The sequence below is a fragment of the Micromonospora sp. MGP-C2 genome (assembly GCF_057766525.1).
The window spans coordinates 5,982,279-5,994,565 of the sequence record NZ_JBYMEN010000002.1 but is presented as its reverse complement, the minus strand read 5'-3'; the positions used below and the strand labels follow the sequence as shown (position 1 = coordinate 5,994,565).

Here is a 12,287-nt window from a genome sequence, read left to right as displayed (position 1 = left end):
CCTTTTCCGGCGAGGCCCGGGGGCCCTCGCGCAGGGCGCTACGCGGAGGGGACCGGCCGGTGGCGTCCGGGAAGCCCCGAACGCCACCGGCAGGGAATCACTCAGAAGGCACCCTGAGTCTTGGCGTCCTTCGTGAACTGCTCCCAGGCCTTCGCCTTGTCGGCCTGCCCGCTCTCGAACGCCCGCAGGGCCGGCTCGAGCGCGTTCTCCTTGATCGCCTGGTGCTTCGGACCCAGGTAGGTCGGCTGGATCTTGGCGACGCTCTCCCCGAAGATCTTGCCGGTCGGCGCGTTGCTGAAGTACTCGTTGGTGTAGCTGATGAACGCCTCGTTCTTCAGCGCCTCCAGGTTGGTGGGCAGCGGGCCCTTGGCCTTGAAGGCCTCCACCTGGCTCTTCGCGTTGGTCAGGTACTCGGCGAGCTTCGCCGCCTCCTTCGGGTACTTGCTCTGCGCCGGAACCGCGAGCCACGAGCCGCCCCAGTTACCGCCGCCGCCCGGCACGGACGCCACGTCCCACTTGCCCTTGTTGGCCGGACCGGAGTTCTCCGTGACGATGCCGAGCATCCAGGACGGGCAGAAGGTGGCCGCGAAGGTGCCCTGCTTGAAGCCACCGGACCACTCCGGCGACCAGGTCTGCGCCTTGGCGGAGATGTCCGCCATCGAGGTGGCGGTGTCCCAGGCGTTCTTCACCGCGGGGCTGGTGTCCGCGATGATGTTGTCTTCCTTGTCGTAGAAGAGGTCACCGTTGCCCTGGAACATCACGCCGTTGGAGACGGCGGTGATCGAGTCGATGAACGCCTTGCCGCCGCTGCCCTGCTTGTACTTCAGGCCGGCCTCGTGGAAGCCGTTCCAGTCCGACCAGAGCGCCGACACCTGGTCGCGCTCGGTGGGCAGGCCGGCAGCCTGGAACAGGTCCTTGCGGTAGCAGACGGCGAGACTGCCGACGTCGGTCGGCAGGCCGATCAGCCGACCGTCCTGCGCCTTGCCCAGCTCCCACTTCCAGGGCAGGTAGTCCTTGGAGTGGTCCGAGACCAGCGGCGCGAGGTCGGACCAGTTGCGCGCGTTGGGCTTGAACTCGTTGAGGATGCCCTCCTCCAGGGCGGTGACGTCCGCCGCGCCCTTGCCGGTGGCCAGGTAGCGGACCAGCTTCGGCCGGTACTCGGCGAGCTGCGCGGTCTTGCGCAGCTCGACCTTGATGCCGGTGTCCTTCTCGTACTGCTTGACGAGCTCGTCGTAGCCCATCTCGCCGAAGGTGTCGACGACCAGCTTGGCTGGCTTCTCGCCGGCCGCCGGCTTGTCGTCGTCGTTGCCGCAGGCTGCGAGACCGCCGATAGCGGTGATCGCGGCCAGGGCAGCGGCCGCCAGGCGGGTACGCCGCGTGGTGACACTCATTCGCTGACCCCTCTTTCCGGTGGTGAGGCTGGATGTGTGTGGTGGGGTGCTCATCACGCCTGGCCGGGGATGCGTCAGTGACCCATGCCACCCTCGGGAGCGCTCCCATGAGATTGCCGACAGGTAACGGGAGTGTCAATAGGGCGATGGGAGCGTTCCCAGATCGTTACCGCTCAGCTCACCTGGCAACTCCGCCTCGCAAACTCCGCCTCGGACCGGCGGAGCTTCAGCAGAAGCGGCGGAGCAGGGTGGTGGTCTGGTCCGGGTCGAAGCGGGACGGGTCGAAGGTGGAGCCCGCCCAGTCGCGCAACGTCGCGTGCCGTGGATCGACCGGCCCGACCGGATCGTCCTCGTCGGCCAACGCGACCAGGAGCGCCCCGTAGCCCAGCGGCCCGCCGACGCCCTCCGGTGGGCAGGCCCGCTCACCGTCCAGGCAGACCGGGTACCGCTCGTCGGGGTCGGCGGTCAGCGCGTCCTCCACGACCAGGTCGTGCTCCCACCAGTCACCGAAGTCGTACGTGTAGGAGAACCGGCTGCCCTTGCCGAGCACCGCGTCCAGCCGCACGTCCAGCTCGTCGTGCAGCGCCAACTCCCCGTCCGGGTCGGGATCGCCGTACTGCACGGCGTCGATCTCGAACGAGTGCAGGTGGCAGTCGCGCCAACCCATCGCGTGCTGGACCACCCGGTGCAGCCGGTCCAGCGTGTAGCCGGCCGGCACGAGCACCCGGCGCCACACCGGCGGGCGGACGCCGGCGAGGGACATCTTCAGCTGGAAGATCTGACGGGGCATGCTGTCCTGTCCTCCCGCGGCTTAGGCTGCGAGCATGATCTGCCGAGCGTGCCGGGCCCGGCGACACGACGACTGCCCGGGCCGGAACTGGTGCGACTGCCAGCACCGTACCGCCGAACCGACCCCTCCCGTCACTGGTCCGGCCGGCGAATGAGCGTCGGAATTCCGATCCGACGGCTCTGGCCCGAGCCCTCCACGCAGCCACTCGACGACGGCGCGCTGACCGCCCTCTACGGCCGCGCCGACGAGCCCCGACTGCGGGTCAACTTCGTCGCCAGCCTGGACGGCGCGGTCACCCTGGACGGCTATTCCGCAGGGCTCTCCGGCCAGCCGGACAAGCGGGTGTTCGGCGTGCTGCGGATGGTCTGCGACGCGCTGGTGGTGGCCGCCGGCACGCTGCGCCACGAGGGATACCGGGCGGTCCGCCTCGACGAGCGGCGCCGCGCCTGGCGACGCGAGCACGGGCTGACCGAGTATCCGACGCTTGTGGTCGTCTCCGGTTCGCTCGACCTCGATCCGGCGCAGGCCGCCTTCGCCGACGCGCCCACCCGTCCGATCGTGCTCACCCACGCCGACGCCGACCCACCGCCCGGGCTGACGGACGTCGCCGACCTGCTGCGCTGCGGCACCGGGCGGGTCGACCTGGCCGCCGGCCTCACCGAACTGCACCGACGCGGGCTGACCCAACTGCTCTGCGAGGGCGGCCCGCACCTGCTCGGCGCGCTCACCGCCGCCGACCTGGTGGACGAGCTGTGCCTCACCGTCGCGCCGCTTCTCGCGGGCCCCGGACCGGGCCGGATCAGCGCAGGCGACGCCGCGCCGCCGCGCCACCTGCCACTGCGGCACGTGCTGGCCGCCGAGGACGGCGTCCTCATGCTCCGCCACGCCCGCCCGTAACGGGCCGTCGTCCGGCCACACACCCACCGTCGCGGGTGTGACGGCGCATGGTGTCGTCCGCCGCGTCGCGTGGCGACCTGTCGTACTCCTCGGGCAGGATGCACCTCATGGTTCCCGACCGTGCTGCCCGACCGACCCGAGTCGCCCGATGACCGACGCCGAGCTCGACAGCCCGGGCGAGGTGGTCGGGCGGGTGCTGGGCACCGCCGACGCCACCCCGTTGCAGTTCTGGACGGCCGTGGCACCCGGCAGCTATCTCCAGCTCGACGACGTCGTGGTCACCCGACGGGAGCTGCCGGACCGGGAGCCGGTGACGATCGCCGGCGTGGTCACCCAGGTCCGCGCTCGACACGAGGGCGCCCAGTTCGAGTCCGACGTGTTCGCCATCGCCGACGGCACGCTGCCCGCGCAGGTGCAGGAGGCCGCCGAGGTCACCACCACCCGGGTCGATCCGGAGCTGTACGTGCCGCCGACCCCCGGCGCGGTGGTGCACCGGGCCGAGGGCGACGCCCGGGCGCGCGCGCTGCACTTCGACCGGATGGAGCGGCGCATCCCGATGGGGATGGGTCGGGACGGCGTCCCGGTCTATCTCAACGCCGACTTCCTCGACGGCAGCCGGGGCGCGCACGTCTCGATCTCCGGCATCTCCGGGGTGGCCACCAAGACCAGCTTCGCGACCTTCCTGCTCTACTCGGTCTTCCGCTCCGGGGTGCTGGGCGGCGACGCGGTCAACGCCAAGGCGCTGATCTTCAACGTCAAGGGTGAGGACCTGCTCTTCCTGGACCACCCCAACACCCGCCTCGACGATCCCACCCGCGCGGCGTACGCGAAGCTCGGGCTGAGTGCCGGCGCCTTCCCCGACGTGCGGGTCTACGCCCCGCCCCGGGTCGGTGACGCGGCCGGCACGCCGGATGTGAGCAGCCGGCTCACCGGGGTGGACTCGTTCTACTGGACGCTGGACGAGTTCTGCGCCGACCGTCTCCTGCCGTACGTCTTCGCCGACGCCGACGACGAGCGCCAGCAGTACACGATGGTGGTCCACTCGGTGACCGCGCACCTGGCCCGCTACGCCCAGCCGGCCGACGGCGGGGTGAGCATCGACGGGGTCCGGCTCGGCTCCTACGGCGACCTGGTCGACCACATCGTCGACCAGCTCAACGACGACGAGACCCGCTCTGACTGGGCGGGCAGCGCGGTCGGTCTGGGCACCGTCAACGCGTTCGCCCGGCGGTTGATCGGCAGCAAGAAGGACCTGGCCCGGCTGATCCGCGGCGACCTCGCCACCCGTCGCCCGCACTCGATCAACACCAGCGAGTCCGCGCAGGTCACCGTCGTCGACCTGCACAACCTTCCGGACCGCGCCCAGCGGTTCGTGGTGGGTGTGACGCTGAAGAGCGAGTTCGAGCGCAAGGAGAAGTCCGGCACCGCCAAGCCGTTGCTCTTCGTCGTGCTCGACGAGCTCAACAAGTACGCCCCCCGGGAGGGCTCCTCGCCGATCAAGGAGGTGCTGCTCGACATCGCCGAGCGGGGCCGCTCGCTCGGGGTGATCCTGATCGGCGCGCAGCAGACGGCGAGCGAGGTGGAGCGGCGCATCGTCACCAACTCGGCGATCCGGGTGGTCGGCCGGCTCGACCCGGCCGAGGCGTCCCGCCCGGAATACGGCTTCCTCCCGCCCGCACAGCGCCAGCGGGCGCTGCTGGCCAAGCCGGGCACCATGTTCGTCAACCAGCCGGACATCCCGGTGCCGCTCTGTCTGGAGTTCCCCTTCCCGGCCTGGGCCACCCGGGTCTCCGAGGCGGGCCGGGCACCATCGGAGACGCTGCGCTCGATCACCCAGTCCGCCGACCCGTTCGCCGTGGTGGGCTCCGGCGGCGGCACCGACGACGACATCCCGTTCTAGGCAGGGGCCAGCCACAGCAATGAAGATCCTGCACACCTCCGACTGGCACGTGGGAAAGGTGCTCAAGGGGCAGTCCCGGGCCGAGGAACACAAGGCCGTCCTGGCCGGGGTGATCGACATCGCCCGTGCCGAGCAGCCGGATCTGGTGATCGTCGCCGGTGACCTCTACGACACCGCCGCGCCCACCTCGGAGGCGACCCGTCTGGTCACCCGGGCGCTGACCGCGCTGCGCCGCACCGGCGCGGACGTGGTGGCGATCGGCGGCAACCACGACAACGGCCCGGCGCTGGACGCCCTGCGGCCGTGGGCCGATGCCGCCGGCATCACGCTGCGCGGCGGAGTGCGGGAAAATCCGGACGAGCACGTCATCGACGGCACCACCGCCGGCGGCGAGCGGTGGCAGCTGGCCGCGCTGCCGTTCCTGTCCCAGCGGTACGCGGTGCGCGCGCTGGAGATGTACGAGCTGACCGCGGCGGAGACCAACCAGACGTACGCCGACCACCTGGGCCGGGTGCTCGGGCGTCTGACCGAGGGGTTCACCGAACCGGACCGGGTGCACCTGGTCACCGCGCACGTGACGGTGACCGGCGCGACCACCGGCGGCGGCGAACGCGACGCGCACACGGTGCTGGGCTACGCCGTCCCGGCCACCGTCTTCCCGGCCACCGCGCACTACGTGGCGCTGGGCCACCTGCACCGGGCGCAGCGGGTCATCGGCCCCTGCCCGGTGCGCTACAGCGGCAGCCCGCTCGCCGTCGACTTCGGTGAGCAGGAGAACGTCCCCTCCGTGACGATTGTCGAGGTGACGGCCAGCACCGCCGCACGGGTGCGGGAGGTGCCGGTGACGGCGGCGAGCGCGCTGCGGACGGTCCGGGGCACCCTGGCCCAGCTCGCCGAGATCGAGGCACCGGACGCCTGGCTGCGGGTGTACGTGCGGGAGCAACCCCGCGCTGGCCTGCGCGAGGAGGTGCAGGAGCTGCTCCCCCGGGCGCTGGAGATCCGCATCGACCCGGAGCTGCTGGCCGCGCCGGGCAGCGGTGCCCGCATCGCGCAGCGCTCGGGGCGTTCGCCGCGGGAGTTGTTCGCCGACTACCTGGACAGCCGGGGCCACGCCGACGAGGGCGTGCAGGAACTCTTCGACGAGCTCTTCGAGGAGGTCGAGCACTGATGCGTCCGATGCGCTTGGACATGGCCGGGTTCACGGTCTTCCGGGACGACACCACAGTCGACTTCACCGACGCCGACTTCTTCGCCCTGATCGGCCCGACCGGTTCGGGCAAGTCCACAGTGCTGGACGCCATCTGCTTCGCGCTCTACGGCATGGTCCCCCGCTGGGGTCGGCGCCCGGGGGCTGGCGAACGCGCTAGCGCCGTCGGCGACCGAGGCCCGGGTGCGGCTGGTCTTCGAGTCCGGCGGGGCCCGCTACGTGGCGACCCGGGTGGTCCGGCGGGACGGCCGGGGCAACGTGAAGACCGCGAACGCCGGGTTGCAGCTGATGCCGGCCGGCTTCGACGTGACCAAGCTGGACACCGGGTTGAGCCCGGACGACCTCGGTGAGGTGGTGGCCGGCACCCCTGCCGAGATGGAGCAGGCGGTGCTGGAGGCGGTGGGGCTGCCGTACGAGCAGTTCACCAGCTGTGTGGTGCTGCCGCAGGGGCAGTTCGCCGATTTCCTGCATGCCAAGCCGGCGACGCGGCAGCAGATCCTGGTCAACCTGCTGGGCCTCGGCGTCTACGAGGACGTGCAGAAGAAGGCGACGGCGCGTGCCGCGCAGGCGGACGCCCGACTCGACGCGGTCGACCAGGTGCTCGCCGGGCTCACCGGCGTGGACGACGAGGCGTTGGCTGAGGCCGAGGCCCGGGTCGAGCGGATGGCCGAGCTGGCGGCGGCGGTGACGGCCGCGGTGCCGGAGCTGGCGGCGGCCCGGACCACCGCGCGCGAGGCGGCGGCGGCGCTGACCGCTCTCGACGACGAGTTGTCCGTGCTGACCGGGATCCGCGCGCCGCGCGGGGTGGCCGAGGTGGCACGCGCGGTCACTGCGGCGCGGGCCGACGCCGAGGCCGCGGCGACGGGCGTGTCGTTGGCCGAGGAGCGCGAGGAGAAGCTGCGCGGGGAGCTGGCCGGCGCTGGCGACGAGAGCGCGGCCCGGCTGCTGCTGCGGGCGTACGACGATCGGGACCGGCTGTCCGCTGAGGCCGACACGGTCCGGGCGGCGGTGCGCGCGGCGAGCGACGAGCATGCCACGGCGGTGGCCGCGCTGGCGGTGGCCCGCGCGGCGGCCGAGCAGGCCGAGGTCGACCTGGAGGCGGCCTTCCGGGCGCACGAGGAGGCGAAGGCCACCGACCTGGCGGTCAGTCTGCGGGTGCACCTGCATGCCGGCGCGCCCTGCCCGGTCTGCGAGCAGCCAGTGGCGCGGGTGCCGGCGGTGCCGGCCGATTCGGCGGTGGCGGCCGCGACGGCGGCGGGCAAGGCGGCGCGGGCCGCGACCAAGGCCGCGCAGACCGCGGTGCGGCAGCGGGACGAGGCGGCGCGTGACCTGGAGCGCCTGCTTGTGCAGGCGCGGGCCCGGCAGGAGCAGGTGGACTCCCGGCTGGCCGAACTGGACGGGCAGCTCACCGGGGCCGCGGAGCCGGCCGTGTTGCGCCGGGAGTTGGCCGAGCACGCCCGGTTGCGGCGCGCCCTGGAGGAGGCGGCGACAGCGGTCCGGGCGGGCCGCGAGGCCGCACGTCAGGCCCGGGCCGGGGTGGATGCCGCCGAGGAGCGGCTGCGGGCGGCCTGGCGGGCCTTCGACACGTCCCGCGACGGGTTGGCGCGGTTCGGCCCGCCGGCGACCGATCGGGACGACGTTGCCGCCGCGTGGGCCGCGTTGACCGGTTGGGCGACGACCGAGGCCGACCGCCGCCGCGAAGACCGGGCGAGCCGGGCGGTCGCCGTCGCCGAGGCCGAGTCGGTGGCTGACGCGGTGCGGCGGCGCATCGCCGGCATCTTCGCCGACGCCGACGTGCCGGTCGGCGACGACCCGGTGCACGCCGCGACCGTCGCTGTGGAGCGGGCCGACGCCGACCTCCGCCGGCTGCGGGAGCGCCGGGAGCAGGCCGGGACGCTGCGCGAGCAGCGTGCCGGGCACGAGCGGGAGGCGCAGGTGGCGCGGGCGCTCGCCGGGCACCTGCGGGCCAACAACTTCGAGCGGTGGTTGCTAGCGGAGGCGTTGGACTTGCTGGTCGACGGCGCGTCGGGGATCCTGCGGGAGCTGTCCTCCGGCCAGTACGAGCTGGTGCACGACAAGGGCGAGTTCGTGGTGGTCGACCACCACGACGCGGGGCTGCGCCGGGGCGTTCGCACCCTCTCCGGGGGTGAGACGTTCCAGGCGTCGTTGGCGCTGGCCCTGGCGCTCTCCGAGCAGCTTGCCGGGATGTCGACCACGGCGGCCAGCCTGGAGTCGATCGTCCTGGACGAGGGCTTCGGCACGCTCGACGCGGCCACCCTGGACACGGTGGCCGCCACCCTGGAAAACCTGGCCGCCCGGGGTGACCGGATGGTAGGCGTGGTCACCCACGTGCCGGCGCTGGCCGAGCGGATCCCGGTCCGGTTCGAGGTGCGCAAGGACGCGCGTTCGGCGCGCATAGAGCGGACGGGCCGGTGAGCGCGAGGAGTGCAGCGCAGCGGAGCCCCGCAGTCGCGAACGAAGGGCCAGCTCGGTGAGCGACGCCGCGTTCTTCGTCGACTCGTGGGATCCGGCGTACGGGGCGTCGTTCGAGGCGTCCGCTGCCGGGCCGGCCGCGCCGAGCAGCGCGCAGGTCGACGCGGACGCCGAGGTGCCCGCTGTCGACTGGCGGGCGATCGGGGTGCGGGCGGGGGTGCGGGCGCCCGACGTGGTGCTGCTGGTCGACGGGGTTCGCCGGATCGACGCGAGCATCTGGACGGCCGAGACCGACGGCGTGTCGTTTCCCGGGTTGGCCGCCTCGTACGCTGCCGGGGTGGTCCGGTGCGACCTGGGCCGGGGTGCGGCGCAGTTGGCCGGCACCCGGGTTGGCCGGGGTCTGTTCACCGCGAGCCCGTCGGCGCAGGACGTGGTGGCGGGTGCGATCCGCTATCCGGTGCACCGGGTGGGTGGCACCGGTGAGCTGGCGAAGTTGCCGGCCGCGGTGCAGGGCCCGCTGACCGCGCTGGAGGTGGCGGTGTCCGACGCCGCCCGGGTCGACGGTGACCTGCTGGTGGTGGACGGCCCGTTGCGGAGTCGCCGGCAGTTGCCGCGCACACTGGGTTACATCAAGACGCAGCACAGCCAGTACCTGGATGCCCGGTTGACCGCGGTGGTGACCGGTATGGCGTCGGGTGAGCGCTCGCCGGTGTTCCGGCTCGGCACCGCCTGGGGTGGCTGGTCGTGGTATCTGCGGTTGCCGGTGGCGGTCGGTGCGCCGTGGGCGGGCATCGTCCGGGTGGAGTGCTCGGCTGATCTGCCCGTCGAGGCGGCGATCGAGCTGGCCGACCTGTCGCTGGTCACCCTGCCGCGTTTCGCCTCCACCCCGTACAAGGATCCTCGCGCCCCACAGAACCTGATCCCGATTGCCGGTCTGGAGCGCCGACTGCGTGCCCTGCTCGGCGACTCCCGACTGCTGCACCGCGCGTTGACCGCCGCGGCTCGCGCCGCGCGGTAGACGGGCGCTGGTCACGATGGGACGTAGACGGGCGGCTGACCGGGTGGTCGAGCAGGTCGACACCGGGCAGGCCGAGCTCGTTCCGGATCCGGACCGGGCGGGCTCGTGGACGCTGCTGCTGGACGGCGCGCCGCAGTCCCACGTCGACCTGACCGACCCCACCCACCTGGAATTCGAGTACGTGCGACGGCTGGCCGCCGCGCTGGACCTGATCGCGCCCGCCGGTGAGCCGCTGCGGGTGTTGCATCTGGGCGGTGGGGCCCTGACCCTTCCCCGGTACGTCTCCGCAACCCGTCCCGGGTCGACGCAGCGGGTGTCCGAGGTGGACGGCGCGTTGGTGGAACTGGTGCGACGGGCGTTGCCGTGGCCGTCCGACACCCGGCTGCGGGTGCGGGTGGAGGACGCGCGGGCGGTGTTGACCTCCACCCGCGACGCCAGCTACGACGTGGTGGTCGCCGACGTGTTCGCCGGTGCCCGTACCCCGGCTCATCTCACGTCCGTGGAGTACGCGGCGGAAGTGGCCCGGGTGCTGCGCCCCGCCGGTTGGTATCTGGCGAACCTGGCCGACGGCCCGCCGCTGCGGCACGCCCGCGCGCAGGTCGCCACGGTCCGCTCGGTGCTGCCGCAGGCCTGTCTGGTGGGCGACGCGGCGGTGTTGCGTGGCCGCCGGTACGGCAATCTGGTGCTGGTCGCCGGGCGGGTCACACCGCCGGTGCCGGAGCTGACCCGGCGTGCGGCCGGTGACTGGTTTCCGGGTCGGGTGGTGGCCGGCGACGAGTTGGACCGCTTCGCCGGTGGGTCCCAGGTCGTCCGGGACGCCGACGCGACCGGCTCCGATCCCCCGCCTCCAGGGCTGTTCTCGGTTCGCCGCTGACCGCCCACCCGGCGCCGGCGCAGAACTTTTCTTCGCGGTTTGTTGATCCGTTCGGGGCGCTGGCGCGTACCACCGGGCGGCCCACCTCGTGGGCCGGCGTTGGTGACGGACATCCCGGAGGTCTGCATGCATGCGGTGGCGGCCGGTTGGCATGGTGACGCGGTACGCGCGGACTGGTTGTCGGCGCGGTCCTCGTCGCGGCCGACGCCCCCTGCTCGTGGGGTCGACGCGCACGCGACGTCTCGCCAGAATGGTCCGGTGACGCCGCGACCGGCGCCCGGGCGCCATCAGGCGACGACAACCGAGGCCAGCCATTCCGACCAGTTGATCCGTCAGCTCTACGCCGAGCACGCCGGTCCGCTGCTGATGTTCGTGATGCGTCTCACCGGGGGGGATCGGCAGCGTGCGGAGGACATCGTCCAGGAGACGCTGCTGCGGGCCTGGCGCAACGCGCACCGCCTCGGCACGCAGGGGCAGGGCTCGCTGCGGCCGTGGCTCGTCACGGTGGCCCGTCGGATCGCCATCGACGAGCACCGCAGCCAGGAGGCCCGGCCACCGGAGACGTACGACCGGGACCTCACCGCGTTCGCCGAGGCGGACAGCACCGACCGGGTGTTGCGCACGATGACGGTGGCGGACGCGCTGCGTACGCTCAGTCAGTCGCACCGGGAAATTCTGATCTCGACGTACTTCCGGGGGCGGACGGTCCCGGAGGCCGCCGAGGAGTTGGGGCTGCCGCTCGGCACCGCCAAGTCGAGGGTCTACTACGCGCTGCGCGCGCTGCGCACGGCTCTGCAGGAGCGGGGGGTGACAGAATGAGCCGGCCGGACCACATGGACGTCGCGGCGTACGCGCTCGGTGTGCTCGACGAGCAGGATACCGAGCGGTTCGAGGAGCATCTCGCGACCTGCTGGGCGTGTGCGGCGGAGTTGGAGACGATGGTGCCGGTGGTCGGGCTGCTCTCCGACATCGACGGCGAGACGATGATGGCGCTGGAGCAGACGGCGACCGATCCGGCGTTGTTGAACCGGACGCTGGGCGCGGTCCGGGCCGATCGTCGGCGTACCCGGTTCCGGCAGATGTTGGCGACGGCCGCCGCGGTGGTGGTCTTCGGCGGGCTGAGCGGGTACGGGTTCGTCAGCGTGACCGACAGCGGCTCGACTCCGGTCGCCGGCCCGACGTCGAACGCACCGATCGACCCGCAGACCAGCGGGCCGACTGCTCCGCCGAGCGGCCCTGGTGTGGGCGGCACGGAGGAGGAGGGCGACCAGGTCGACGCGACCGACCCGACCACGGGCGTGCAGACGACAGTGTTCCTGGTCAAGCGGGAGTACGGCACCCGGATCAATTTCAGCCTGCGGAAGCTGCCCGGCCCGCGCGTCTGCCGGCTGGTGGTGGTGCGCAAGAACGCCGACCCCGAGGTGATTTCGACCTGGTCGGTGCCGGAGGGTGGCTATGGCACCAACACCCGCCCGCAGGGTCTTGAGTTGAGTGCCTCGACGTCTGCTCTGGTGAGTGACATCAAACAGCTCCAGGTGCAGTCGATCGACGCCAATGGTGTGGCGAGCCCGCTGGTGACGGTCCCCCTGTAGTCGCGCGTACGCTTCGGCGCCGGTCATTGTCACAATGACCGGCGCCGATCTGTCGTTGCGGGGATTCTTCCCCTGCTTGGGGCGTACGTATCGCTGCCCCGATCGGTTCAATCAAAGAACGTGAAATTGACCACTGTTACTACTTCAACCTTGACAGCCCACTTCCCGTACCTATGGGTGAACTG

General features: G+C 72.3%; 9 protein-coding genes and 1 pseudogene. 8 read left to right on the top strand and 2 right to left on the bottom strand.

The features are described 5' to 3' along the window. Nucleotides 1-101: 101 nt before the first annotated feature. Both AC3CF1_RS27610 and AC3CF1_RS27605 read right to left on the bottom strand, forming a co-directional pair. Nucleotides 102-1,391 carry an ABC transporter substrate-binding protein gene (locus tag AC3CF1_RS27610; RefSeq protein ID WP_354980224.1) on the bottom strand — a complete coding sequence of 430 codons (1,290 nt, stop codon included), beginning with the start codon at nucleotides 1,389-1,391 and terminating at the stop codon, nucleotides 102-104. 226 nt (nucleotides 1,392-1,617) lie between these two features. Further along, complete coding sequence (locus AC3CF1_RS27605; RefSeq protein WP_088946868.1) at nucleotides 1,618-2,181, bottom strand: plasmid pRiA4b ORF-3 family protein; 564 nt, start codon at nucleotides 2,179-2,181, stop codon at nucleotides 1,618-1,620. A 150-nt stretch (nucleotides 2,182-2,331) separates the two neighbouring features. On the opposite strand from AC3CF1_RS27605, the gene AC3CF1_RS27600 reads away from it, so the two are divergent. The 8 genes and pseudogenes from AC3CF1_RS27600 (at nucleotide 2,332) to AC3CF1_RS27565 (ending at nucleotide 12,102) form a co-directional block, all read left to right on the top strand. Then, nucleotides 2,332-3,078 (top strand): pyrimidine reductase family protein, encoded by a 747-nt coding sequence (locus AC3CF1_RS27600; protein ID WP_354980223.1) that lies wholly within the window; start codon nucleotides 2,332-2,334, stop codon nucleotides 3,076-3,078. A 148-nt stretch (nucleotides 3,079-3,226) separates the two neighbouring features. Then, nucleotides 3,227-4,978: an ATP-binding protein gene (locus AC3CF1_RS27595; RefSeq protein ID WP_328532663.1), complete on the top strand. Its 1,752-nt coding sequence runs from the start codon at nucleotides 3,227-3,229 to the stop codon at nucleotides 4,976-4,978. 19 nt (nucleotides 4,979-4,997) lie between these two features. Further along, entirely contained in the window at nucleotides 4,998-6,146 is a 1,149-nt protein-coding gene (locus AC3CF1_RS27590; RefSeq protein ID WP_099851514.1) for an exonuclease SbcCD subunit D, read from the top strand. After that, nucleotides 6,146-8,621: pseudogene (locus AC3CF1_RS27585) on the top strand (AAA family ATPase). Before AC3CF1_RS27590 ends, AC3CF1_RS27585 begins: the two are co-directional and overlap by 1 nt. 55 nt (nucleotides 8,622-8,676) lie before the next feature. Continuing rightward, entirely contained in the window at nucleotides 8,677-9,636 is a 960-nt protein-coding gene (locus tag AC3CF1_RS27580; protein WP_088946863.1) for a hypothetical protein, read from the top strand. A 16-nt stretch (nucleotides 9,637-9,652) separates the two neighbouring features. Continuing rightward, nucleotides 9,653-10,510, top strand: a complete 858-nt coding sequence (locus AC3CF1_RS27575; RefSeq protein ID WP_354980220.1) for a spermidine synthase — start codon at nucleotides 9,653-9,655, stop codon at nucleotides 10,508-10,510. A gap of 126 nt (nucleotides 10,511-10,636) precedes the next feature. Then, complete coding sequence (locus tag AC3CF1_RS27570) at nucleotides 10,637-11,329, top strand: sigma-70 family RNA polymerase sigma factor (RefSeq protein WP_088951545.1); 693 nt, start codon at nucleotides 10,637-10,639, stop codon at nucleotides 11,327-11,329. After that, on the top strand, nucleotides 11,326-12,102 hold the full coding sequence (locus AC3CF1_RS27565) for an anti-sigma factor family protein (RefSeq protein WP_088946861.1): 777 nt from the start codon (nucleotides 11,326-11,328) through the stop codon (nucleotides 12,100-12,102). Before AC3CF1_RS27570 ends, AC3CF1_RS27565 begins: the two co-directional genes overlap by 4 nt. The last annotated feature ends 185 nt before the right edge of the window (nucleotides 12,103-12,287 follow it).

Bases quoted from the DNA above. Each gene is read 5' to 3' on its own strand.
- AC3CF1_RS27570 (WP_088951545.1), top strand. From the start codon at position 10,637: ATGCATGCGGTGGCGGCCGGTTGGCATGGTGACGCGGTACGCGCGGAC.
- AC3CF1_RS27605 (WP_088946868.1), bottom strand. From the start codon at position 2,181: ATGCCCCGTCAGATCTTCCAGCTGAAGATGTCCCTCGCCGGCGTCCGC.
- AC3CF1_RS27590 (WP_099851514.1), top strand. From the start codon at position 4,998: ATGAAGATCCTGCACACCTCCGACTGGCACGTGGGAAAGGTGCTCAAG.
- AC3CF1_RS27595 (WP_328532663.1), top strand. From the start codon at position 3,227: ATGACCGACGCCGAGCTCGACAGCCCGGGCGAGGTGGTCGGGCGGGTG.
- AC3CF1_RS27565 (WP_088946861.1), top strand. From the start codon at position 11,326: ATGAGCCGGCCGGACCACATGGACGTCGCGGCGTACGCGCTCGGTGTG.
- AC3CF1_RS27600 (WP_354980223.1), top strand. From the start codon at position 2,332: ATGAGCGTCGGAATTCCGATCCGACGGCTCTGGCCCGAGCCCTCCACG.
- AC3CF1_RS27610 (WP_354980224.1), bottom strand. From the start codon at position 1,391: ATGAGTGTCACCACGCGGCGTACCCGCCTGGCGGCCGCTGCCCTGGCC.
- AC3CF1_RS27575 (WP_354980220.1), top strand. From the start codon at position 9,653: ATGGGACGTAGACGGGCGGCTGACCGGGTGGTCGAGCAGGTCGACACC.